Origin of the sequence: Ottowia beijingensis (assembly GCF_042680925.1) — a bacterium.
In the GTDB taxonomy this organism is placed as follows: Bacteria; Pseudomonadota; Gammaproteobacteria; order Burkholderiales; family Burkholderiaceae_C; genus Ottowia; species Ottowia beijingensis.
This window is the reverse complement of record NZ_JBHUEP010000005.1, coordinates 141,014-162,333: the sequence shown is the minus strand read 5'-3', so window position 1 is coordinate 162,333 and position 21,320 is coordinate 141,014. Positions and strand designations below refer to the sequence as shown.

The following is a 21,320-nucleotide window of genomic DNA, read 5'->3' as shown; positions in this document are numbered from 1 at the left end:
GCGGACTACTTAAAAAAAACAGATGGCCGCGGAGCAGGCCATGCGAGGGCGCCGTGGAACGGGCTTGGCCCGGCCACTGGCGCCGTCCCCCTCAGGGGGAAGGCGCGCCAGCGCCTCAGGGGGAGCTTGTTTACCTCTTGTCCAGACCGGACGGCGGCCAGTTCTCCAGCTTCATGCCGAGGGTGAGGCCACGCGAAGCCAGCACTTCCTTGATCTCGTTGAGCGACTTGCGACCCAGGTTCGGGGTCTTGAGCAACTCGTTCTCGGTACGCTGGATCAGGTCGCCGATGTAGTAGATGTTCTCGGCCTTCAGGCAGTTGGCCGAACGCACCGTCAGTTCCAACTCGTCCACCGGACGCAGCAGGATCGGGTCGAAGCTGGCGGCGCCGCTGCGCTGCTGCGTCGTCTCGAAAATTTCACCGATCGCGCTGCCTTCCAGCTGCGCGAACACCGCCAGCTGCTCGACCAGAATCTTGGCGGATGCGCGCACCGCTTCCTCGGCGTTGATGGCACCGTTGGTCTCGATCTCCATCACCAGCTTGTCGAGATCGGTGCGCTGCTCCACGCGGGCGTTCTCGACCGCGTAGCTCACGCGCCGGACCGGCGAGAACGAGGCATCCAGAACGATGCGGCCGATCGACTTGGTCGGCTCGTCGGCGTAGCGGCGCAGCGTGCCGGGCACGTAGCCACGGCCCTTCTCGACCTTGATCTGCATGTCGAGCTTGCCGCCCTGCGACAGGTTGGCGATGACGTGCTCGGGGTTGATGATCTCGACGTCGTGCGGCGTCTGGATGTCGGCGGCCGTGACCACGCCGTCGCCATCCTTGCGCAGGCTCAGCGTGACTTCGTCGCGGTTGTGCAGCTTGAACACCACGCCCTTCAGGTTGAGCAGGATGTTGACCACGTCTTCCTGCACGCCGTCGATGGACGAGTACTCGTGCAGCACGCCGGCGATCGTCACTTCGGTGGGCGCGTAGCCGACCATCGACGACAGCAGCACACGGCGCAGCGCGTTGCCCAGGGTGTGGCCGTAGCCGCGTTCGAACGGCTCGAGCGTGACCTTCGCCTTGTTGTGGCCCAGGGGCTCGACGTTGATCGCTTTGGGTTTCAGCAGTTGGGTTTGCATTTTTCCTAGACTTCCTCTCAATACCCCCGGCTCGTTACACCGGTAAGGCTGGTGAAGCGCCAAACCCGCCAGGGCGGCGGGTCGGATGAGATGGCGCGCTGAAACTCAAGGATCAGCGCGAATAGAGTTCGACGATCAGCGATTCGTTGATGTCGGCACCGAATTCATCGCGATCCGGCACCTTCTTGAAGGTGCCCTCGACCTTGTCGGTGCTGACCTCGACCCAGGACGGAAAGCCCACCTGGCCGGCCAGTTGCATGGCCTCCAGCACGCGGGTCTGCTTCTTCGACTTCTCGCGCACGGCGATCACGTCGCCGGTCTTGACCAGATACGACGGGATGTTCACCGGCTGGCCATTCACCGTGACGGCCTTGTGCGACACCAGCTGGCGCGCTTCGGCGCGGGTGGAGCCGAAGCCCATGCGGTACACCACGTTGTCCAGGCGCGACTCGAGCAGGAACAGCAGGTTGGCACCGGTGTTGCCACGGCGGCGCTCGGCTTCCGCGAAGTAGCGGCGGAACTGCTTCTCCAGCACGCCGTACATGCGCTTGACCTTCTGCTTCTCGCGCAGCTGCAGGCCGTAGTCGGACGTGCGCTGGCCCGAAGTGCGGCCGTGCTGGCCGGGCTTGGTGTCGAACTTGGCCTTGTCGCTGATCGAGCGGCGTGCGCTCTTCAGGAACAGGTCGGTGCCTTCACGGCGGGAAAGTTTGGCTTTGGGGCCGAGGTAACGTGCCACGTGGGTTTCCTTGAAGTTGTCTGCCCCGGCCGCTTGCCGGGGGAGCCGTCTGCATGCAAGCGGACGGCGGTGGGCTTAACGAAAAACAAAAAAGGACACGGCATGCGCAGCAATGCCGTGTTGACCCTTCGTTATTTAGATCCTGCGGCGCTTCTGCGGACGGCAACCGTTGTGCGGCACCGGCGTCACGTCGGAGATGGACGTGATGCGGATGCCCAGTGCGGCCAGTGCACGCACCGAAGACTCGCGACCGGGGCCGGGGCCCTTGATCTCGACATCCAGGTTCTTGATGCCTTGTTCCATCGCCGCACGGCCGGCCACTTCGGAGGCCACCTGGGCCGCGAAAGGCGTCGACTTGCGCGAACCCTTGAAGCCCTGGCCGCCCGACGATGCCCACGACAAGGCGTTGCCCTGGCGGTCGGTGATGGTGATGATGGTGTTGTTGAACGATGCGTGCACGTGGGCAATGCCGTCCGAAATGTTCTTGCGGACTTTCTTGCGTACGCGCTGCGCGGCGTTGCTGGCGGGTGCTCTGGCCATGTCTTAGCGTTCCTTGATTATTTCTTCAGCGCCTGCGCGGCCTTGCGCGGGCCCTTGCGGGTGCGTGCGTTGGTGCGCGTGCGTTGGCCGCGCATGGGCAGGCCGCGGCGATGACGGAAACCGCGGTAGCAGCCGATGTCCATCAGGCGCTTGATGTTCATCGTGGTTTCGCGGCGCAGGTCGCCTTCGATGATGAACTGGGCGATCGCGTCACGGATTTTTTCCTGATCAGCGTCCGTCAGGTCCTTGATCTTCTTGGCGTACGGAATGCCGCAGGCCTCGCAGATCTGGCGGGCGCGCGAACGGCCGATGCCGTAGATCGCGGTCAGGCCGATCTCGGCGTGCTTGTGCGGCGGAATGTTGATACCAGCAATACGTGCCATGGTCTATCCTCTTGAACTCTAGCGGGCGCTAACCCATCAACCCTGGCGCTGCTTGTGGCGCGGGTCGGTGCAGATCACGCGCACGACGCCCTTGCGGCGGATGATCTTGCAGTTGCGGCAAATCTTCTTGACCGAAGCTGAAACTCTCATTTCACTCTCCTAAAACTTTCTTTGTTCAGCCGGCGCCACGCAGGCACCACTGAACACCAATTTCCGTCAGCCGTTGAGCGTTGTCTTGAAGTTGGCCTTCTTGAGCAACGATTCGTATTGCTGGCTCATCATGTAGTTCTGCACCTGGGCCATGAAATCCATGGTCACCACCACCAGAATCAGCAACGAGGTGCCGCCGAAGTAGAACGGCACGTTGTAGCGCAGGATCAGGAACTCCGGCAGAAGGCACACCGCCGTGATGTAGATCGCACCAGCCAAGGTCAGGCGCATCAGGATCTTGTCGATGTAGCGCGCCGTCTGATCACCTGGACGAATGCCGGGAATGAACGCACCGCTCTTCTTCAGGTTGTCTGCCGTCTCACGGCTGTTGAACACCAGGCCCGTGTAGAAGAAGCAGAAGAAGATGATGGCCGCCGCGTACAGCATGACATAGATCGGCTGGCCCGGTGTCAAGGTACCGGCAAGGTCCTTCAACCAGCGCATCGAATCACCGGCGCTGAACCAACCCACGACGGTGGCCGGGAGCAGGATGATCGACGACGCAAAGATCGGCGGGATCACACCGGCCATGTTCAGCTTCAGCGGCAGGTGCGACGACTGGCCACCATACACCTTGTTGCCCACCTGGCGCCGCGCATAGTTGACCAGAATCTTGCGCTGGCCGCGCTCGATGAACACCACGAAGTAGGTCACCAGGCACACCAAGGCCACGATGAACAGCGCGATGATGACGCTCATCGCACCGGTGCGCACCAATTCCATCAAGCCACCGACCGCGTTCGGCAGGCCTGCGGCGATGCCGGCGAAGATCAGGATCGAGATACCGTTGCCCAAGCCCCGCTCGGTGATCTGCTCGCCCAGCCACATCAGAAACATGGTGCCGGCCGTCAGGCTGACCACCGCGGTCATGCGGAAACCCCAGCCCGGGCTGACCACCAGGCCCTGCGACGTTTCCAGCGCAACGGCGATGCCGAACGACTGGAACAGCGCCAGCGCCAGCGTGCCGTAGCGCGTCAGCTGGGTGATCTTGCGACGCCCTGCCTCGCCTTCCTTCTTCATCTGCTCGAAGGTCGGCACCACATAGGTCATCAACTGCATGATGATCGATGCGGAGATGTAGGGCATGATGCCCAGGGCGAACACCGTGAAGCGCGACAGTGCACCACCCGAGAACATGTTGAACAGGTTCAGGATGCCGCCCTGCTGGCCCTGGAACAGCTGACGCAGCTGGTCCGGGTTGATGCCGGGCACGGGAATGTGCGCGCCGATGCGGTACACGACCAGCGCGAGCAGCAGGAAGACCAGGCGGCGACGCAGGTCGCCGTACTTGCCGGTCTTCGCGATTTGCGGTCCGCTGGTGGCCACTACTCAATACCTCTGACTTGAAACACTCAGGCCAGCGAGCCGCCAGCCGCCTCGATGGCAGCCTTGGCACCCGCAGTCGCGCCCACGCCCGTCAGCTTGACGGCCTTGGTGAGTTCGCCCGACTTGATGACCTTGACGACCTTGGCGATCGCGCGCACGAGACCAGCCTGCTTGAGTACCAGCAGGTCAACCTCCGCAGCACCCAGGCGCTCGAGATCCGACAGGGTCACTTCGGCGTTGTACTTGAGCGAGGCCGACTTGAAGCCGCGCTTGGGCAGGCGACGCTGCAGCGGCATCTGGCCGCCTTCGAAGCCAACCTTGTGATAGCCGCCGGCACGCGACTTCTGGCCCTTGTGGCCGCGACCAGCGGTCTTGCCCAGGCCGGAGCCGATGCCACGCCCCACGCGGCGGCGCACGCGCTTGGCGCCGTCGGCAGGTTTGATGGTGTTGAGTTCCATGATCCGATTCCTCAGACGATCTTGACCAGGTAGTCGATCTTGTTGATCATGCCGCGCACCGCAGGCGTGTCCTGCAGTTCGCGCACGCTGTTCAGCTTGCGCAGGCCCAGGCCGCGCACCGTCGCACGGTGCGATTCCTTGCAGCCGATGGGGCTGCGAACCAGCTGAACCTTGACGGTTTTCTGCTCGGTTGCCATATCTCTACTCCAGTTCAGGCGGCGAAGATGTCTTCGACCGACTTGCCGCGCTTGGCCGCCACTTCGGCGGGCGTGGTGCAGTTGCGCAGCGCATCCAGCGTGGCGCGCACCATGTTGTAGGGGTTCGACGTGCCGTGGCTCTTGGCCACGATGTCGGTGATGCCCAGCACCTCGAACACGGCGCGCATCGGGCCGCCGGCGATGATGCCGGTACCGCGCGGGGCCGGGGCCATCATCACGACCGCGGCACCGTGGTGGCCGGTCACGTTGTGGTGGATGGTGCCATCCTTAAGCGACACCTTCAGCATGTTGCGACGTGCCTCCTCCATGGCCTTCTGCACGGCCACCGGCACTTCCTTGGACTTGCCCTTGCCCATGCCGACGCGGCCATCACCATCGCCCACGACGGTCAGCGCGGCGAAACCCAGGATACGGCCACCCTTGACCACCTTGGTCACGCGGTTGACCGCGATCATCTTCTCGCGCAGGCCGTCCTCGGGACCGTCGCCTTGCGTTCTTGCCTGAAACTTTGCCATTTGTCTGTCCTGCCGTCTTAGAACTGCAGACCGGCCTCACGGGCTGCGTCGGCCAGAGCCTTGACGCGGCCGTGATAGGCGAAGCCCGCACGGTCGAAAGCCACCTTTTCCACGCCCGCGGCCTTAGCACGCTCGGCGATGCGCTTGCCGATCTGCTGCGCGGCGGCGACGTTGCCACCCTTGCCGGCGGCACCCAGCGCCTTGCGCATGTCGGCCTCGGCGGTGGAAGCGCTGGCCAGCACCCTGCTGCCGTCTTCCGACACCACGGTGGCGTAGATGTGCAGGTTGGTGCGGTTCACGGACAGGCGTGCCACGCCCTTGTCGGCAATGCGGATGCGCGTCTGACGTGCACGACGAAGACGCTGCTCTTTCTTGGTCATCATGATGCAGGTCCTTATTTCTTCTTGGTTTCCTTGATGACGACGCGCTCGTCGGCATAGCGGATGCCCTTGCCCTTGTAGGGCTCGGGCGGACGCGCGTCGCGAATCTCGGCAGCCAGCTGACCGATCACCTGGCGGTTGGCGCCCTTGACGATGATCTCGGTCGGGGTCGGGGTCGTCACCGTGACGCCCTCGGGCATCTCGAAGTTGACGGGGTGCGAATAGCCGATCTGCAGGTTCAGCTTGTTGCCGCTGGCCTGGGCGCGGAAACCCACGCCGACCAGGTTCAGCTTCTTCTCGAAGCCCTTGCTGACACCGACCACCATGTTGTTCACCAGTTGGCGCATGGTGCCGCTCATGGCGTTGGCCTCGCGGGTCTCGTTCGCGGGCTCGAACGACAGGGCGCCGTCCTTGGCCGTCACTTTCACCAGGTCGTTAGGGGCGAGCTTGAGCTCACCACCGCTGCCCTTGACGGTGATCTGATCTTCCTTGATCTGCACGTCGACGCCCTGAGGAACGGCGACGCCCATTTTTGCAATACGTGACATGCTCGTTTCTCCTTAGGCCACGTAGCACAGCACTTCGCCGCCCACACCGGTAGCGCGCGCCTTGCGGTCGGTCATCACGCCCTTCGGGGTGGTGACAATGGCCACGCCGAGGCCGTTCATGACCTGGGGAATGGCGTCGCGGCCCTTGTACACGCGCAGGCCGGGACGGCTGACGCGCTCGATGCGCTCGATAACCGGGCGACCGGCGTAGTACTTCAGGGCGATCTGCAGCTCGGACTTGCCGCCTTCGCTCTTGACTTCAAAGCCGTCGATGTAGCCCTCGTCCTTCAGCACCTGGGCAATGGCCACCTTGACCTTGGACGACGGCACCGACACGACCTGCTTGGCCACCATCTGCGCGTTGCGGATGCGGGTCAACAGATCGGCGATGGGATCACTCATGCTCATGTTGTTCTCTCCTGCCGATTACCAGCTGGCCTTGGTGACGCCGGGAATCTGGCCTTCGAAGGCCAGCTCGCGGATCTTGGCGCGGCCGAGGCCGAACTGGCGGAAGGTGCCGCGCGGACGACCGGTCATCTCGCAGCGGGCGCGCTGGCGCGTCGGGTTGGCGTTGCGCGGGAGCTTTTGCAGCGCCAGGCGGGCCTGCGCGCGCTCTTCGTCGCTGCGCTTGGCATCGTTGGCAATGCTTTTCAGCTCGGCGTGCTTCTTGGCGTACTTGGCGACGAGTTGCTCGCGCTTGAGTTCGCGTTCGATCAGTGCTTTCTTGGCCACGTCGCTACCTCAGTTCTTGAACGGGAAACGGAAGGCGGCGAGCAGCGCCTTGGCTTCCTCGTCGTTCTTGGCCGTCGTCGTGATGCTGATGTTCAGGCCGCGCAGGGCGTCGACCTTGTCGTATTCGACCTCGGGGAAAATGATCTGCTCTTTCACGCCGACGTTGTAGTTGCCGCGGCCGTCGAAAGAGCGCCCCGAGATGCCGCGGAAGTCACGCACGCGCGGCAGCGCGACGGTGACGAAGCGGTCCAGGAATTCGTACATGCGCGTGCCGCGCAGCGTGACCATGGTGCCAATGGCCTGGCCTTCGCGGATCTTGAAGCCGGCGATGGCCTTCTTGGCCTTGGTGACCACGGGCTTCTGGCCGGCGATCTTGGTCAGGTCGGCGACGGCGTTGTCCATCACCTTCTTGTCGGCCACGGCCTCGCTCACGCCCATATTGAGCGTGATCTTGGTGATGCGCGGCACCTCCATCGGCGACTTGTAGCCGAACTTCTTCATCAGCTCGGGCGCCACGTTTTCGCGGTAGTGTTGTTGCAGTCGTGCCATGATGGTCCTCAGGCCTTGATCTCTTCGCCGCTGGACTTGAACACGCGCACGCGGGTGCCGTCCTGCAGGGTCTTGATGCCGACGCGGTCGGCCTTGCCGGTGGCCTTGTTGTAGATGGCCACGTTCGACTGGTGAATGGGCATGGCCTTCTCGACGATGCCGCCGGCCACACCCTTCATGGGGTTGGGCTTGGCGTGCTTCTTGACCATGTTGATGCCGTCGATCACCACGCGCTCGGGGCACACGCGCAGCGACACGGTGCCGCGCTTGCCCTTGTCACGGCCGGCCAGCACGATGACTTCGTCGCCCTTGCGAATCTTGTTCATGGCGCTTGTCCTTACAGAACTTCGGGGGCCAGCGACACGATCTTCATGAAGCGCTCGGTGCGCAGTTCGCGCGTGACCGGGCCGAAGATGCGGGTGCCGATGGGCTCCAGCTTGTTGTTGAGCAGCACGGCGGCGTTGCCGTCGAACTTGATGAGCGAGCCGTCGGCGCGGCGCACGCCCTTGGCGGTGCGCACCACCACGGCGCTGTAGACCTCGCCCTTCTTGACGCGGCCACGCGGAGCGGCTTCCTTGATGCTCACCTTGATGATGTCGCCGACACCTGCGTAACGGCGCTTCGAGCCGCCCAGCACCTTGATGCAGAGGACGGACTTGGCGCCGGTGTTGTCGGCCACCTCGAGTCGAGATTCAGATTGGATCATTTCAAATGTTTCCCAACTTGTACCCGGCGGGCACTTCAAAAAAAGCGCTTGTGCCGGATCAGTCTTGGGCCCGCCGCCTGGCGCCTGAAAGGCGCCTGCGATTGGGCAGTGTCTTACACCCAAAATGGGCGAAGCCGCTGATTTTAGCCGAGCTTTTCCAAACGTGTCAAGCCGCGCTTGCCGCTGGCCCGGCGTAGCTGCGCGCCAGCGCCTCAAACGCGGCCAGGCCCGGGTCGCCCGTCCGCTCGTCCTGCAGCACCTTGGCCACGGCGGGGGCGGCGCGCAGGGCCTCGCGTGCGTCCAGGAACAGCAGGCGCGCGCGCCGCGCCAGCGCGTCTTCCACGCTGCGGGCGTATTCGTGGCGAGCGGCAAAGCGCACCATGGCTTCGCTCAGGCCCGGGGCCAGCCAGCGGTCGGCGCCGGGCAGCGCGCTGACGACGTCGGCCTCGCCGCCGTACAGGTGCAGGCCCGGCGGCTGGTTCAGGCCCACCGGCTGGCTGCCCGGGGCCGGCGCGCCGACCAGATGCAACCCCGCCGTGTGCGAGGCGCCGCGCGGCAGCAGCACGCCTGCCTGCGTGCAGCGCGCCAGCACGTCGGCGGCCATGGCGCGGTAGGTGGTCCATTTGCCGCCGGTCACGGTGATCAGGCCCGAGGGCGCGGCCAGCACGGTGTGCTCGCGGCTGATGGACTGGGTGCTGCCGGCCTCGCCCACGGGCTTGACCAGCGGGCGCAGACCGGCCCAGGTGCTGAGGATGTCGGCGTGCGTAGGCGCTCGCCGGAGGTACTTGGCGGCTTCGCGCAGGATGAAATCGACCTCGGTGCCGGAGGCCTGCGGCTCCAGCGGCAGGTCGGGCCGGGGCGCGTCGGTGGTGCCCAGGATCAGCTTGCCCAGCCAGGGCACGGCGAACAGCACGCGGCCGTCGGCGGTGCTGGGCACCAGCAGGGCATGGTCGCCGGGCGAGAAGGACTGGTCGACCACCACGTGGGCGCCCTGGCTGGGCGCCACCATGGGGGTGACGGGCTTGCCGGCGGCGCGGGCGTCGTATTGGCGCAACGCATCGACCCAGACGCCCGTGGCGTTGACGATGCAGCCAGCCTGGATGCGGAATTCGCGCCCCGTTTCCACGTCGCGCGCCACCAGCCCCACGGCGCGGCCGGCGTCGTGCAGCACGTCAACCGCCTCGCAGTAGTTGACCAGCAGCGCGCCGTGCGCCGCCGCCGTGCGGGCAATGGCCAGCGCCAAGCGGGCGTCGTCGAACTGGCCGTCCCAGTATTTGACGCCGCCTTTCAGCCCCTGCGGCCGGGCGCCGGGCAGCAGGTGCAGCGTCTCGGCCGCGCCCAGCCATTCGGTGCGGCCCAGCCCGGCCTTGCCGGCCAGCGCGTCGTACATCTTCAGGCCGGTGCCGTAGAAAGGTGTCTCCCACAGCTTGTACGAGGGCATCACGAAGGCCAGCGGCTGCGCCAGGTGCGGCGCGCTGCCCAGGATGTGCACGCGCTCGTGCAGCGCCTCGCGCACCAGGTGGATGTTGCCCTGCGCCAGGTAGCGCACGCCGCCATGCACCAGTTTGGTGGCGCGCGAGCTGGTGCCCTTGGCGAAGTCGTGGGCCTCGATCAGCACCACGCTGTGGCCGCGCTGGGCCGCGTCCAGCGCCACGCCCAGGCCGGTGGCGCCGCCGCCGACGATGGCGATGTCGTATTTGCGCGGCTCGGCCAGGCGCGCCAGCAGGGCGGCGCGGTCGGTGGGCAGGGGGGTGGTCATGACGGGAGCGGCTTGCAGATCAGGCGCCGGGGGCGGCGCGGAAAGACGGCAAGCATATGACGGAATGCGCGCGGTTTTTGTCGCCCCGCGGCGGCTGCGGCCTGCGGCGCGGGCGCGCCTGGGCTGGCGCAGCGCTTGTTGCGGCAGGGGAATGGAGGGGGGGGGACTTCTGAAATTTTTTTGGTAATGAAAAACGGCTTCAGCGCCCAATCATCGGGCGCAAGCAGCTCTTGAATAATGACCGCAATGCGGCGCCAAATCGCTATCGCCTGATGGGCGCCTGCAAGCCTTGCGCGCCACCGCACCCAGCGCCATCACGCCCCGTCGCGCGCCCAGCCGCGCGAGCGTTCGACCGCCTCGCGCCAGCGGGCGATGCGCGCCAAGCGCTGGGGCTCGGGCAGGCTCGGCTCGAAGCGCCGGTCCACCGCCCATTGCGCGGCAATCTCGTCGCCCCCTTGCCACACGCCCGTGGCCAGCCCGGCCAGGTAGGCGGCGCCCAGCGCCGTGGTTTCGGTGACTTGCGGGCGCACCACGGGCACGCCAGCCAGGTCGGCCTGCAGCTGCATCAGCAGGTCGTTGCGGCTGGCGCCACCGTCCACGCGCAGCTCGGTGAGTTGGATGCCGCTGTCGCGCACCATGGCGCCGAAGATGTCGGCCGACTGCAGCGCAATCGCCTCCAGCGCCGCGCGGGCGATGTGGGCGCGCGTGGTGCCACGCGTCAGCCCCACCAGCGTGCCGCGCGCGCGGCCGTCCCAGTCGGGCGCGCCCAGGCCGGCGAAGGCAGGCACCAGGAACACGTCGCCGGTGTCGGGCACGCTGGCGGCCAGCGCTTCGATTTCTGAAGCACTCTGGATCATCTGCAGGCCGTCGCGCAGCCATTGCACGGTGGCGCCGGCCATGAAGACGGAACCCTCCAGGCAATACGCCGTGCGCCGCGCGCCCGCTGCGTCCGGCCCCTGCCAGCCCACGGTGGCCAGCAACTGGTTGCGGCTGCGCACGGCGCGGTCGCCGGTGTTCATCAGCATGAAGCAGCCGGTGCCGTAGGTGTTCTTGGCCATGCCGGGCGCGAAGCAGGCCTGGCCGAAGGTGGCGGCCTGCTGGTCGCCCGCGACGCCGGCGATCGGGATCGGCGCACCAAGCACATCCGGCGCCGTCTCGCCCAGCACGCCGCTGGAGGGCACGATGCGCGGCAGCACGGCGCGCGGGATGTTGAACAGGCGCAGCAGTTCGTCGTCCCACGCCAGCCGGTGGATGTCCATCAGCATCGTGCGGGCGGCGTTGCTGGCGTCGGTGGCGTGAACCCCGCCCTCGGCGCCGCCGGTCAGGTTCCAGATCAGCCAACTGTCGATGGTGCCGAAGGCCAGCTCGCCCGCTTCGGCGCGCGCGCGGGCGCCGGGCACCTGGTCGAGCAGCCATTCGAGCTTGGTGGCAGAGAAGTACGCGTCCAGCACCAGCCCGGTCTTGCGCTGGATCAGCGCCGCCTTGCCGGCACGGCGCAACTGCTCGCAGCGCGCGGTGGTGCGCCGGTCCTGCCAGACGATGGCGGGTGCCACCGGCTGGCCCGTGGCGCGGTCCCACAGCACCGTCGTCTCGCGCTGGTTGGTGATGCCGATCGCTGTAATTTCAATAGCTGACTGCGCTCGCCCAGCCTGCACTGCAGCCAGTTTTTGCATGCATTCGCGCGCCACCACCCGTTGCGTGGCCCAGATCTCGGCGGCGTCGTGTTCCACCCAGCCGGGTTGCGGAAAGTGCTGCGCGAATTCGCGCTGCGCCAGCGCCGCCACGCGGCCCTGGGCGTCGAAGGCGATGGCGCGGCTGCTGGTGGTGCCCTGGTCGAGCGCGAGGAGGTAACGCATGCCGGCAAGCGTAGCCGAAGACCTGAGAGGCTGTCCTCAAACTCCTCGCGCCGCGCTTGTCCCCGGTCTCGGGCGCCCTGCGGCGTTGCATCCCTTGCCAATAGCACAAGCTATTGGCTGCGAGATGCGCCTTGCAGGACACCCGATCCGGGGCAATCGCTTACCGCGATGAATTTGAGGACAGCCTCTGAGGCGCGCCAATCGTCGCCCAACGCGGTCCAGCGCACTACACTGCGCCGCCATGCCCCGCCTTGCGACACCTCTTGCCCGTCGCCGCCTGCTGATCGGCGCATCGGCCGCCGCGGCCGCGCTGGCCGTGCCCGTGCTGCGCGCGCGCGAGCGCGGCGCCGCCCCGCCCCCGCCGCTGAAGCGGCTGGCGCACGGCAGCCTGCCCAGCGGCACCGAGTTCAAGGGCACGCTGGTCGGCGGCCTCTCCGGCCTGGCCTACGACGCGCCCAACAACCTGTGGTACGCCCTGTCGGACGACCGCAGCCGCCACGCCCCCGCGCGCTGCTACGTGCTGCGCCTGCCGCCGTTTGCCGCCGGCCAGCCGCTGCGGCCCGAGTGGGTGGACGTGATCACCCTGCGCGGTGCCGACGGCCGCCCGTTCGCGCGCCAGCAGGTCGACCCCGAGGCGCTGGCCCTGCGCCCCGGCAGCGGCGGCCAGCCCGCCACCCTGCTGTGGGCCAGCGAGGGCAACATCCGCGCCCGCATCGCGCCGGCGCTGTACGAATCCGCGCTCGATGGCCGCCTGCTGCGCCAGCTGCCGCTGCCCGCCCACCTGCGCGAAATCGGCCGCCTGCGCCGCGGCCCGCGCAACAACGAAACCCTGGAAGGCCTGGCGCTGGCGCCCGACGGCCGCCACGCCTGGGCCGCCATGGAAGGCGCGCTGGCGCAGGACCGCGGCACCGCCTCGCCCGCCGCGCCGCCCGGGCCGTGCCGCATCACCCGGTTCGACCTGGCCAGCGGCCGCGCCGACCGGCAGGTGGCCTACCTGCCCGAGCCGGAACCCTTCGGCCCCGCCATGCCGCACGGCGTGGCCGACAGCGGCGTGTCGGAAATCCTGCTGCGGGACGAGCGCCACGTGTGGGTGCTGGAGCGCGCCTGGTCGCTGGCCACCGGCGTGTCGGTGCGGCTGTACGAGGCCGATCTGGACGGCGCCAGCGACACGCTGGGCGTCGGCACCCTGCGCCCCGGCCGTTACCGCCCGGCGCCCAAGCGCCTGCTGCTCGACTTCCGTGCCAGCGGCCTGCCGCACGTCGACAACTTCGAGGCCATGGCCTGGGGCCCGCCCTTGCCCAATGGGAACCGCACACTGGTGCTGTGTACCGACGACAACTTCAACCCGCTGCAGGTGACGCAGTTTGTGGTGATGGAGGTCACATCCCCAGGATTCGGGACAACCCCCTGAGCGGCTGACGCCGCTTCCCCCTTCTTGCTGCGCGAAGGGGGACACAGCCAGTGCGCGGCACAGGTCCGCGCACGGCTGTCGCTGGCATGGCCCGCTTCGCGACCATCCGATGAGAGGCCGGCGCACGTTGAGGCCGCCCGATGGGGCCGTGCGCTGCCTGGTGTTGTGGGAGCGGGCTTGCCCGCGATGGCAGCGCCGCCGACTTCGCGGACGCATGCGCCGGCATACTCCCCAATAAACAAGCCGACAGCGCTTATCCATTAAGCGTAAAAAACACATACTCCCATTTTCTTGAGACAGGCAGACCTGCGCCGGTCGCCCCGCAGTGCATTCCGCCGCTGACCACCCGCCGCCTCGCCCACCACCGCCCTCTACACTGGCGCGTTCACGCGACCACCGATCTGCCATGACCCCACCTGCCCTGCCCCCTTCCACCCGCATCGCCTTCATCGGCGGCGGCAACATGGCCAGCGCCATCATCGGCGGGCTGATCCGGCAGGGCTTGCCGGCGGCGAACATCCAGGTGGTCGAGCCTTTCGAGGCCGCGCGCGCCGCGCTCAAGGCGCAGCACGACATCGACGCCGCGCCCGCCGCCGCCCCCGCGCTGGCCGATGCCGGGCTGATCGTCTGGGCCGTCAAGCCGCAGAGCTTTCGTGAAGCCTCCGCGCCTGTCGCCCCGCACGTCGGCAATGCCCTGCAGTTGTCGGTGATGGCCGGCATCCGCGCCGCCGACATTGCCGCCGCCACGGGCAGCGCGCGCATCGTGCGCTGCATGCCCAACACGCCCGCGCTGGTGGGCCGGGGCATGACGGGCCTGTTCGCCAGCGCCGCCGTCAGCGCCGCCGACCGGCAGCTGGCCGAAGCCGTGATCCGCACCACCGGCGATGCGCTGTGGGTGGAGCGCGAGGCGCAGCTCGACGCCGTGACCGCACTGTCGGGCTCCGGCCCGGCCTACGTCTTCTACTTTCTGGAGGCGATGCAGCAGGCCGGCACCGAACTGGGCCTTTCCGCCGAACAGGCGCGCCGCCTGGCCGTGGGCACCTTCGCCGGCGGCGCGCAACTGGCCGCCGATTCGACCGAGCCGCTTGCCCTGCTGCGCGAGCGCGTGACCAGCAAGGGCGGCACCACCTATGCCGCGCTGACGGCCATGGACCAGGCCGGGATCAAGGACGCCTTCGTGCAGGCCATGCACGCGGCCTGCACGCGGGCCAGGGAACTGGGCGACGAGTTCGGGCGCTGAGCGCCTTCAGCCCCGCAGCGCGAACGACAGTGCGATGCCTGCGAACACCGTGGCACTGAGCCAGTGGTTCTGCTTGAAGGCCACGAAGCAGCCTTCGCGCGTGCGCCCGCGGATCAGCGTGTAATGCCACAGCGCCTGCGCCGCCGCCAGCGCGAACGCTATATAAAGAATAGCTGATGGCGCATGCCGGGCGGCGATCCACAGCCAGATCGACAGGTAGATGGCGTAGAACACCATGATCGCCGCCACATCGAAGCGGCCCAGCGTGATGGCCGAGGTCTTCATGCCGATCTTCAGGTCGTCGTCGCGGTCGACCATGGCGTATTCGGTGTCGTAGGCCAGCACCAGGGCAATCTTGGCCGTAAACAGCCACAGTGCCTCCAGCGGCACGCGGCCCTGCACCGCCGCATAGGCCATCGGGATGCCGAAGCCGAACGCGATGCCCAGCACCGCCTGCGGCATGGCAAACCAGCGCTTGGTGAACGGGTAGAGGATGGTGACCAGCAGCGCCGGCACCGACCAGGCGATGACGGCGGCGTTGGTCGTCAGCGCCAGGCCGAAGGCCACCAGCGCCAGCACCGCGCCCACCGCCAGCGCCTCCTTCACGCTGATCTTGCCGCTGGTGATCGGCCGTTGCGCCGTGCGCTTGACGTGGCGGTCGAAGTTGCGGTCGGCCACGTCGTTGATGCAGCAGCCGGCCGAGCGCATCAGCACCGTGCCCAGCGTGAAGACGATGAACAAATGCCAGCCCGGCCAGCCGCCGGCCGCCAGCCACAGCGCGCCCATCGTGGGCCAGTACAGCACCAGCCAGCCGGCGGGCCGGTCCCAGCGGATCAGGTCCAGATAGAGCGCCAGGCGCTCGCGCAGCGAAACAGCAGCCATGGCGCCGAGCATAAGCCCGCTGCTGGACGCCGCCGCGAGCAAGCGGCGCGGCGTTCCCTCAACGCCGCGCCATGGATCGCGTCGTGGGCGCGGGTTTGCCCGCGATGCGGCGCAATTCCGCCTCTACTTCAAAGCGTGAACAACCATCATCCCAGCGAAAGCCGGGATCCATGTGTTCTTGCACACGCCGCTTGGATTCCGGCTTTCGCCGGAATGACGAATTTCTTGCTGTCTTGATCGGGAATTGGAATAAAGACCGCGGGCGACGCTCTATCGCGGCCAAGGCCGCTCCCACTCAACCCCATCACCCGGGCGCCACGGGCGCAGCAGCCCCGTGGCCAGCAGCAGCGTGAAGCCCGCCAGCAGCAGCCCGCCCACCACGTCGCTGACGAAATGCACGCGCAGCAGCACGCGGCTGACGACGATGGCGCCGATCAGCACGCCGCCCGCCACCGCCAGCACCGCGCGCCAGCGCCGCCGCGCCACCAGCGGCAGCACGATCCACAGCAGCAGGCCGTAGACCAGCAACGCGCCCGCCGCATGCCCGCTGGGGAAACTGGCGCCCGAGGTGACCAGCTCCGCCGCGCCGGCCGGCCGCTCGCGCCCGATCGCCCCCTTGAGCACCCGCACCGCCAGGCTGTTGACCAGCACCGCCAGCAGCCAGCCCAGCGCCAGTACCCGCTGGCGCCGCAGCAGCAGCCCGCCGAAGACAGCCAGCACCAGTGGCGTCAGCACCAGCACGTCGCCCAGGTCGCTGACCCAGCGCAACGCCTGCTGGGTCGCCGGTGAGACCCCGCGCTGCGCCGCCGCCACGACGGCGGCATCCCACTGCAGCAGGCGCTGGTGCGTGTCGTGCCCGCCGATGGCCGCGGCCAGCAGCGCGAAGCCCAGCGCCAGCGCGCCCAGCCCCAGGCCACGGCGCCAGCCGAAAGGCGCCGCCAGCGCCTCGCCCGCCGCCGCAAGCTGGTGTGCGCGACGGCGGGCCTGCACCAGCGCCCACGCCACCACCATCAGCACGAGCAGCAGCAACGCCGGCATCAACGGATCGATCATCCGCTGCCAGCCCGCCACGCGCGCGGCCAGCGCATCGGACACCAGCGCCGCGGCCACGGGCAGTGGCGCAAGCGCCATCAGCACAACGGCAAGAAGCCGCGTGGCGGCCTCAGGCAGCCTCACGAAAGCCGCGCCACGCCCGGCAGCTCGCAGGCATAGATGGCGTTGCGCAGGGCCGCGATGGCCTCATAGCGCGTGAAGCTGCGGCGCCAGGCCAGCACAACGCGGCGCGTGGGCGGCTCGCCGCCGGCGTCGTCGCGGATCGGCAGGTAGCGGATCAGGCCACCCTCGGCCTGCCGGGCGGCCTTGGCGGGCGGGTTGGCCAGCGCGGCCGCCGGCACCGCCAGGCGCGGCACCAGCGTCACGCCCATGCCGGCCGCCACCATGTGTTTGATGGTCTCCAGCGACGAGCCCTCGAAGCTCTTGCGGATGCCGTCGGTGCTGCTGGAAAAGCGCGCGAACTCGGGGCACACCTGCAGCACGTGGTCGCGAAAGCAGTGGCCGCTGCCCAGCAGCAGCATGTGCTCGTTCTTGAGCTGCTCGGTGGTCACTTCAGTGCCGGCCGCCAGCGGGTGGCTGCTGGGCAGCGCGGCGAGGAACGGCTCGTCGTACAGCGGGGCGATGGCCAGGCCGGTGTCGGGGAAGGGCTCGGCCAGGATGGCGGCCTCGATCTCGCCGGTGCGCAGCATCTCCAGCAGGCGCACGGTGAAGTTCTCCTGCAGCATCAGCGGCATCTGCGGCGTGCGCTCGATGTTCTGGCGCACCAGGTCGGGCAGCAGGTAGGGGCCGATGGTGTAGATCACGCCCAGCTTCAGCGGCCCGCCCAGCGGGTCCTTGCCGCGCTTGGCGATCTCCTTGATCTCGGCCGCCTGCTCCAGCACGCTCTGCGCTTGGCGCACGATCTCCTCGCCCAGCGGCGTCACCGTCACCTCGCCGCTGCTGCGCTCGAACAGCTTCAGCTCCAGTTCGTCTTCGAGCTTCTTCACCGCCACCGATAGCGTGGGCTGCGAGACGAAGCAGGCCTCGGCGGCCTTGCCGAAGTGCTTCTCGCGGGCGACGGCGACGATGTATTTGAGTTCAGTCAGGGTCATGCGGCTGTCCCCAGCTTCGATGCGCGACAACGCCGTCGCAACGATCGCGCTGCGGGGTCGATCCCCGCAAGCGGGGCCCCTCGCCCTGCCCTCCGCACGATCACGGCGACGATGTACTTGAGTTCGGTCAGGGTCATGCGGCTGCCCCCAGCTTCGATGCGCGACAACGCCGTCGCAACGATCGCGCTGCGGGGTCGATCCCCGCAAGCGGGGCCCCTCGCCCTGCCCTCCGCACGGTCACGGCCACGATGTACTTGAGTTCAGTCAGCGTCATGGCGCCATCATGCCTTGAGGTAGTCCGATTTGGTACCCAGCCAGCGGTCGACATGCCTGCGCGCCATCTCGGCGTGCTGGTCCAGCATGCGCGGCGCCGCACCGCGCGCCCATTGCAGCAGGGTGCTGTCTTCGGCCAGGTCGGCAAAGCGCAACAGCGCCGCGCCCGACTGGCGCGCACCGAGGAATTCGCCCGGACCGCGAATCTCCAGGTCGCGCCGCGCGATCTCGAAGCCGTCGCTGGTTTCGGCCATGGCCTTCAACCGCGCGCGGGCCGTCTCGCCCAGGCGGCCGCCGTCGGGCGCCGAATACAGCAGCACGCAGGCCGAAGCCGCGGCGCCGCGCCCCACGCGGCCGCGCAACTGGTGCAGCTGGCTCAGACCGAAGCGCTCGGCGTGCTCGATCACCATCAGGCTGGCGTTGGGCACGTCGACGCCGACTTCGATCACGGTGGTGCTGACCAGCACCGGCATGGCACCGCTGGTGAACAGCGCCATCACCGCCTTCTTCTCGGCCACCGGCATGCGCGAGTGCAGCAGGCCGATCATCTGGCCGGGCAGGGCTTCGCTCAGTTCGGCGTGGGTCTCGGTGGCGTTGCGCAAATCCAGCGCCTCGCTCTCCTCGATCAGCGGGCAGACCCAGTAGACCTGCCGCCCTTCGGCGATCTGCCCGCGGATGCGTTCGATGACCTCGCCGCGGCGGTGCTCGGCCAACAGCTTGGTGACCACCGGCGTGCGGCCGGGCGGTAGCTCGTCGAGCGTGGAGACGTCCAAGTCGGCGTAGTAGCTCATCGCCAGGGTGCGCGGGATGGGGGTGGCGCTCATCATGAGCAGGTGGGGCTCGGTGGCCATCTGGCGCCCTCGCCCCTCTGGGGAGAGGGCTGGGGTGAGGGGCTGGCCTGAAGCGAGCGAGGCCTTCCCCTCACCCCGGCCCTCTCCCGCCGGCGGGAGAAGAAGTGCGCCACCCGCATCGGTCAACTTCTGCCGCAACGCCAGCCGCTGCGCCACCCCAAAACGATGCTGCTCGTCGATGATCGCCAGGCCCAGCTTCTGAAACTTCACCTGCTCCTGGATGACGGCGTGCGTGCCCACCACCAGCGCCGCCTCGCCGCTTGCGATGGCGGCCAGCATCTCGCCGCGCGCCTTCTTCTTCTGGCTGCCGGTGAGCCAGGCCACGCGCTGGCCGCGCGCCTGCAGCAGCGGCGCGAGCCAGTCGACCAGCTTGGCGAAGTGCTGCTCGGCCAGGATTTCGGTGGGCGCCATCAGTGCGCATTGCCAGCCGGCGTCGATGGCGATGCAGGCCGCCAGCGCGGCCACCACCGTCTTGCCGCTGCCCACGTCGCCCTGCAGCAGGCGGTGCATGGGCTGCACGCGGCCCAGGTCGCGCGCAATCTCTTCGCCCACGCGGCGCTGCGCGCCGGTGAGCTGGAACGGCAGCACGGCCAGCAGTTGCTCGTGCACGCCGCCGCGCTCGGCGCGCAGCACGGGCGCGCGCAAATGCTCGCGCGCCCGGCGCGCTTCCAGTTGCGACAACTGCTGCGCCAGCAGCTCCTCGGCCTTCAGGCGCTGCCAGATGGGGTGGCTGTGATCTTCCAGCTGGGCCAGCGACACATCGGGCGTCGGTTGGTGCAAAAATGAGAGCGACTTGCGCAGGTCCCACAAGCGCAAATGGCCGATTTCGCTCAAAACCTCTGGTGGCACGGTCTCCGACAGATCCGCCTGCGCCAGGCCCGCCAGCACGGCCTTGCGCAGGTACGGCTGCGGCAGTTGCGCCACCGTGGGGTAGACGGGCGTCAGCGCCTGCGGCAGCGCACCGCCGGCCGCGCGCACCGTGGGGTGCATCATCGTCAGCCCGGCAAAGCCGCCGCGCAGCTCGCCCCGCGCGCGAATGCGCGTGCCCACCGCCATCTGCTTTTGCTGCGAAGGGTAGAAGTTGAAGAAGCGCAGCACCACCGTGTCGGTGCCGTCGTTGAGGCTCACCAGCAATTGGCGGCGCGGGCGAAACGTCACCTCCTGATGCGTCACCTCGCCTTCGATCTGCACCGTGTCGCCGTCGCGCGCATCGCTTAAACGGACGATGCGCGTCTCGTCCTCGTAGCGCAGCGGCAGGTGCAGCGCCAGGTCGATGGGGCGCACCAGGCCCAGCTTGCGCAGCGCCTTTTGCGGTGCGGACAGCGGCTTGTCGGCAGTGGCGGCCGGGGATGGCATGGGACAATTCTGCCCTTCTCCTTTCTCACCCCTTCTTGGAACGGGCCCGTCCGGCCCTCAAGCATGTCTGCACGCACTTTCACCACGAGCGATTTCGACTTCGCTCTGCCGCCCGAACTCATCGCCCAGCACCCCGCGCCCGAGCGCAGCGGCTCGCGCCTGCTGGATGGCAGCGGCGAGGCGCTCGTCGACCGAGCGTTTCGCAATCTGCCCACGCTGCTGCGCGCCGGCGATCTGCTCGTTTTCAATGACACACAAGTCGTGAAAGCGCGCCTGTTCGGTGAAAAACCCAGTGGCGGCAAGCTGGAGCTGCTGATCGAACGCGTGCTGCCCGATGGCAGCGTGGCCGCGCACATGAAGGTGAGCAAGAAGCCTCCGCCGGGCACGGTGCTGCGCATGGCGGGCGGCTTCACGGCCGAGCTGCTGGGGCGCTGGCCCGACGCGCAGGGGCCGCTGTTCCACCTGCGGCTGTCGGGCGATGCCTACGAGCTGATGGCCGCGCACGGCCACGTGCCGCTGCCGCCGTACATCACGCACGGTGACACCGCCGAAGATGCCGCGCGCTACCAGACCGTGTTTGCCCGGAACCCGGGCGCCGTGGCTGCGCCCACGGCGGCGCTGCACTTCGACGAAGCCCTGCTGGCTGAAATCGACACACGCGGCGTGCAGCGCGCGGCCGTGACGCTGCACGTGGGCGCCGGCACCTTCCAGCCCGTGAAGACCGAAACCTTGGCCGAGCACGTGATGCACCGCGAGCGCTACCACGTGCCGCCCGAAACCGTGCAGGCCATTGCCGACTGTCGCGCGCGCAGCGGCCGTGTGGTGGCCGTGGGCACGACCAGCGTGCGCACGCTCGAATCGTGGGCCGCCAGCGGCGAGGCCAGCGGCGACACCGGCATCTTCATCACGCCGGGGTTCGAGTTCAAGGTGGTCCATGCCCTCATCACCAACTTCCACCTGCCGCGCAGCACGCTGATGATGCTGGTGAGCGCCTTCGCGGGCTACGACCGCATCATGGCCCTGTACTGCCACGCCATCGCGCAGCGCTACCGCTTCTTCAGCTATGGCGACGCGATGTGGCTGGCCAGGGAATGATCTATTTTTATAGCTGCTTGCGCCTG

25 protein-coding genes are annotated in these 21,320 nt (G+C 67.9%); 3 read left to right on the top strand and 22 right to left on the bottom strand.

Annotation, left to right across the window (positions count from 1 at the left end):
* Nucleotides 1-130: 130 nt before the first annotated feature.
* From ACFSCU_RS04200 to glpK, 18 genes are all read right to left on the bottom strand, one after another.
* Nucleotides 131-1,126: a DNA-directed RNA polymerase subunit alpha gene (locus ACFSCU_RS04200; RefSeq protein WP_333705757.1), complete on the bottom strand. Its 996-nt coding sequence runs from the start codon at nt 1,124-1,126 to the stop codon at nt 131-133.
* A gap of 112 nt (nt 1,127-1,238) precedes the next feature.
* Complete coding sequence (gene rpsD / locus ACFSCU_RS04195; protein WP_180550659.1) at nt 1,239-1,862, bottom strand: 30S ribosomal protein S4; 624 nt, start codon at nt 1,860-1,862, stop codon at nt 1,239-1,241.
* Nucleotides 1,863-1,997: 135 nt separating this feature from the next.
* Nucleotides 1,998-2,402: a 30S ribosomal protein S11 gene (gene rpsK / locus ACFSCU_RS04190; protein ID WP_180550658.1), complete on the bottom strand. Its 405-nt coding sequence runs from the start codon at nt 2,400-2,402 to the stop codon at nt 1,998-2,000.
* 17 nt (nt 2,403-2,419) lie between these two features.
* Complete coding sequence (gene rpsM, locus ACFSCU_RS04185; protein WP_333705756.1) at nt 2,420-2,785, bottom strand: 30S ribosomal protein S13; 366 nt, start codon at nt 2,783-2,785, stop codon at nt 2,420-2,422.
* Between the two features lie 36 nt (nt 2,786-2,821).
* Nucleotides 2,822-2,935 carry a 50S ribosomal protein L36 gene (rpmJ, locus tag ACFSCU_RS04180; protein WP_011481465.1) on the bottom strand — a complete coding sequence of 38 codons (114 nt, stop codon included), beginning with the start codon at nt 2,933-2,935 and terminating at the stop codon, nt 2,822-2,824.
* 66 nt (nt 2,936-3,001) lie between these two features.
* Nucleotides 3,002-4,321: a preprotein translocase subunit SecY gene (secY, locus tag ACFSCU_RS04175; RefSeq protein ID WP_180550657.1), complete on the bottom strand. Its 1,320-nt coding sequence runs from the start codon at nt 4,319-4,321 to the stop codon at nt 3,002-3,004.
* 26 nt (nt 4,322-4,347) lie between these two features.
* Nucleotides 4,348-4,779: a 50S ribosomal protein L15 gene (gene rplO, locus ACFSCU_RS04170; protein WP_180550656.1), complete on the bottom strand. Its 432-nt coding sequence runs from the start codon at nt 4,777-4,779 to the stop codon at nt 4,348-4,350.
* A gap of 11 nt (nt 4,780-4,790) precedes the next feature.
* The gene (gene rpmD / locus ACFSCU_RS04165) at nt 4,791-4,976 is read right to left on the bottom strand and encodes a 50S ribosomal protein L30 (protein WP_180550655.1); all 186 of its coding nucleotides are present in this window, start codon (nt 4,974-4,976) and stop codon (nt 4,791-4,793) included.
* Between the two features lie 14 nt (nt 4,977-4,990).
* Nucleotides 4,991-5,512, bottom strand: a complete 522-nt coding sequence (rpsE, locus tag ACFSCU_RS04160; RefSeq protein ID WP_180550654.1) for a 30S ribosomal protein S5 — start codon at nt 5,510-5,512, stop codon at nt 4,991-4,993.
* A gap of 17 nt (nt 5,513-5,529) precedes the next feature.
* Complete coding sequence (gene rplR, locus ACFSCU_RS04155; protein WP_377559981.1) at nt 5,530-5,895, bottom strand: 50S ribosomal protein L18; 366 nt, start codon at nt 5,893-5,895, stop codon at nt 5,530-5,532.
* Between the two features lie 11 nt (nt 5,896-5,906).
* Nucleotides 5,907-6,440, bottom strand: coding sequence for a 50S ribosomal protein L6 (rplF, locus tag ACFSCU_RS04150; RefSeq protein ID WP_180550653.1), 534 nt, complete (start codon nt 6,438-6,440; stop codon nt 5,907-5,909).
* Between the two features lie 12 nt (nt 6,441-6,452).
* Nucleotides 6,453-6,848 (bottom strand): 30S ribosomal protein S8, encoded by a 396-nt coding sequence (rpsH, locus tag ACFSCU_RS04145; RefSeq protein ID WP_180550652.1) that lies wholly within the window; start codon nt 6,846-6,848, stop codon nt 6,453-6,455.
* Nucleotides 6,849-6,866: 18 nt separating this feature from the next.
* A complete protein-coding gene (rpsN, locus tag ACFSCU_RS04140; protein ID WP_180550651.1) occupies nt 6,867-7,172 on the bottom strand; it encodes a 30S ribosomal protein S14 in 306 nt (101 codons plus the stop codon).
* Nucleotides 7,173-7,181: 9 nt separating this feature from the next.
* Nucleotides 7,182-7,721 carry a 50S ribosomal protein L5 gene (rplE, locus tag ACFSCU_RS04135; RefSeq protein ID WP_180550650.1) on the bottom strand — a complete coding sequence of 180 codons (540 nt, stop codon included), beginning with the start codon at nt 7,719-7,721 and terminating at the stop codon, nt 7,182-7,184.
* A gap of 8 nt (nt 7,722-7,729) precedes the next feature.
* Complete coding sequence (rplX, locus tag ACFSCU_RS04130) at nt 7,730-8,047, bottom strand: 50S ribosomal protein L24 (RefSeq protein ID WP_180550649.1); 318 nt, start codon at nt 8,045-8,047, stop codon at nt 7,730-7,732.
* Nucleotides 8,048-8,058: 11 nt separating this feature from the next.
* Nucleotides 8,059-8,427 carry a 50S ribosomal protein L14 gene (rplN, locus tag ACFSCU_RS04125; RefSeq protein ID WP_333705753.1) on the bottom strand — a complete coding sequence of 123 codons (369 nt, stop codon included), beginning with the start codon at nt 8,425-8,427 and terminating at the stop codon, nt 8,059-8,061.
* A 166-nt stretch (nt 8,428-8,593) separates the two neighbouring features.
* Complete coding sequence (locus ACFSCU_RS04120; RefSeq protein WP_377559980.1) at nt 8,594-10,186, bottom strand: glycerol-3-phosphate dehydrogenase/oxidase; 1,593 nt, start codon at nt 10,184-10,186, stop codon at nt 8,594-8,596.
* A gap of 314 nt (nt 10,187-10,500) precedes the next feature.
* On the bottom strand, nt 10,501-12,042 hold the full coding sequence (gene glpK / locus ACFSCU_RS04115; protein ID WP_180550648.1) for a glycerol kinase GlpK: 1,542 nt from the start codon (nt 12,040-12,042) through the stop codon (nt 10,501-10,503).
* Nucleotides 12,043-12,283: 241 nt separating this feature from the next.
* Here glpK and ACFSCU_RS04110 point away from each other — a divergent pair, with 241 nt between their 5' ends.
* Together ACFSCU_RS04110 and proC are read left to right on the top strand one after the other, a co-directional pair.
* On the top strand, nt 12,284-13,453 hold the full coding sequence (locus ACFSCU_RS04110) for an esterase-like activity of phytase family protein (RefSeq protein WP_377559978.1): 1,170 nt from the start codon (nt 12,284-12,286) through the stop codon (nt 13,451-13,453).
* 406 nt (nt 13,454-13,859) lie between these two features.
* Nucleotides 13,860-14,693, top strand: a complete 834-nt coding sequence (proC, locus tag ACFSCU_RS04105; RefSeq protein ID WP_180550646.1) for a pyrroline-5-carboxylate reductase — start codon at nt 13,860-13,862, stop codon at nt 14,691-14,693.
* Between the two features lie 6 nt (nt 14,694-14,699).
* Here the strand turns inward: proC and ubiA are convergent, their stop codons facing one another.
* The 4 genes from ubiA to recG all read right to left on the bottom strand — a co-directional run bounded on the left by ubiA (nt 14,700) and on the right by recG (nt 20,199).
* Nucleotides 14,700-15,575, bottom strand: a complete 876-nt coding sequence (ubiA, locus tag ACFSCU_RS04100; protein ID WP_180550645.1) for a 4-hydroxybenzoate octaprenyltransferase — start codon at nt 15,573-15,575, stop codon at nt 14,700-14,702.
* A gap of 270 nt (nt 15,576-15,845) precedes the next feature.
* Nucleotides 15,846-16,706, bottom strand: a complete 861-nt coding sequence (locus tag ACFSCU_RS04095) for a phosphatase PAP2 family protein (protein ID WP_377559976.1) — start codon at nt 16,704-16,706, stop codon at nt 15,846-15,848.
* Between the two features lie 41 nt (nt 16,707-16,747).
* On the bottom strand, nt 16,748-17,719 hold the full coding sequence (locus tag ACFSCU_RS04090; protein WP_180550642.1) for a hydrogen peroxide-inducible genes activator: 972 nt from the start codon (nt 17,717-17,719) through the stop codon (nt 16,748-16,750).
* A 281-nt stretch (nt 17,720-18,000) separates the two neighbouring features.
* Nucleotides 18,001-20,199 carry an ATP-dependent DNA helicase RecG gene (gene recG, locus ACFSCU_RS04085; RefSeq protein ID WP_377559974.1) on the bottom strand — a complete coding sequence of 733 codons (2,199 nt, stop codon included), beginning with the start codon at nt 20,197-20,199 and terminating at the stop codon, nt 18,001-18,003.
* A 63-nt stretch (nt 20,200-20,262) separates the two neighbouring features.
* Between recG and queA the strand changes: the two genes are divergently transcribed.
* Complete coding sequence (queA, locus tag ACFSCU_RS04080; protein ID WP_180550641.1) at nt 20,263-21,294, top strand: tRNA preQ1(34) S-adenosylmethionine ribosyltransferase-isomerase QueA; 1,032 nt, start codon at nt 20,263-20,265, stop codon at nt 21,292-21,294.
* The last annotated feature ends 26 nt before the right edge of the window (nt 21,295-21,320 follow it).

Bases quoted from the DNA above. Each gene is read 5' to 3' on its own strand.
- ACFSCU_RS04200 (WP_333705757.1), bottom strand. From the start codon at position 1,126: ATGCAAACCCAACTGCTGAAACCCAAAGCGATCAACGTCGAGCCCCTG.
- rpsK (WP_180550658.1), bottom strand. From the start codon at position 2,402: ATGGCCAGAGCACCCGCCAGCAACGCCGCGCAGCGCGTACGCAAGAAA.
- rpsM (WP_333705756.1), bottom strand. From the start codon at position 2,785: ATGGCACGTATTGCTGGTATCAACATTCCGCCGCACAAGCACGCCGAG.
- rpmJ (WP_011481465.1), bottom strand. From the start codon at position 2,935: ATGAGAGTTTCAGCTTCGGTCAAGAAGATTTGCCGCAACTGCAAGATC.
- rplO (WP_180550656.1), bottom strand. From the start codon at position 4,779: ATGGAACTCAACACCATCAAACCTGCCGACGGCGCCAAGCGCGTGCGC.
- rpmD (WP_180550655.1), bottom strand. From the start codon at position 4,976: ATGGCAACCGAGCAGAAAACCGTCAAGGTTCAGCTGGTTCGCAGCCCC.
- rpsE (WP_180550654.1), bottom strand. From the start codon at position 5,512: ATGGCAAAGTTTCAGGCAAGAACGCAAGGCGACGGTCCCGAGGACGGC.
- rplR (WP_377559981.1), bottom strand. From the start codon at position 5,895: ATGATGACCAAGAAAGAGCAGCGTCTTCGTCGTGCACGTCAGACGCGC.
- rplF (WP_180550653.1), bottom strand. From the start codon at position 6,440: ATGTCACGTATTGCAAAAATGGGCGTCGCCGTTCCTCAGGGCGTCGAC.
- rpsH (WP_180550652.1), bottom strand. From the start codon at position 6,848: ATGAGCATGAGTGATCCCATCGCCGATCTGTTGACCCGCATCCGCAAC.
- rplE (WP_180550650.1), bottom strand. From the start codon at position 7,721: ATGGCACGACTGCAACAACACTACCGCGAAAACGTGGCGCCCGAGCTG.
- rplX (WP_180550649.1), bottom strand. From the start codon at position 8,047: ATGAACAAGATTCGCAAGGGCGACGAAGTCATCGTGCTGGCCGGCCGT.
- rplN (WP_333705753.1), bottom strand. From the start codon at position 8,427: ATGATCCAATCTGAATCTCGACTCGAGGTGGCCGACAACACCGGCGCC.
- ACFSCU_RS04120 (WP_377559980.1), bottom strand. From the start codon at position 10,186: ATGACCACCCCCCTGCCCACCGACCGCGCCGCCCTGCTGGCGCGCCTG.
- glpK (WP_180550648.1), bottom strand. From the start codon at position 12,042: ATGCGTTACCTCCTCGCGCTCGACCAGGGCACCACCAGCAGCCGCGCC.
- ACFSCU_RS04110 (WP_377559978.1), top strand. From the start codon at position 12,284: ATGCCCCGCCTTGCGACACCTCTTGCCCGTCGCCGCCTGCTGATCGGC.
- proC (WP_180550646.1), top strand. From the start codon at position 13,860: ATGACCCCACCTGCCCTGCCCCCTTCCACCCGCATCGCCTTCATCGGC.
- ubiA (WP_180550645.1), bottom strand. From the start codon at position 15,575: ATGGCTGCTGTTTCGCTGCGCGAGCGCCTGGCGCTCTATCTGGACCTG.
- ACFSCU_RS04095 (WP_377559976.1), bottom strand. From the start codon at position 16,706: ATGGCGCTTGCGCCACTGCCCGTGGCCGCGGCGCTGGTGTCCGATGCG.
- ACFSCU_RS04090 (WP_180550642.1), bottom strand. From the start codon at position 17,719: ATGACCCTGACTGAACTCAAATACATCGTCGCCGTCGCCCGCGAGAAG.
- recG (WP_377559974.1), bottom strand. From the start codon at position 20,199: ATGCCATCCCCGGCCGCCACTGCCGACAAGCCGCTGTCCGCACCGCAA.
- queA (WP_180550641.1), top strand. From the start codon at position 20,263: ATGTCTGCACGCACTTTCACCACGAGCGATTTCGACTTCGCTCTGCCG.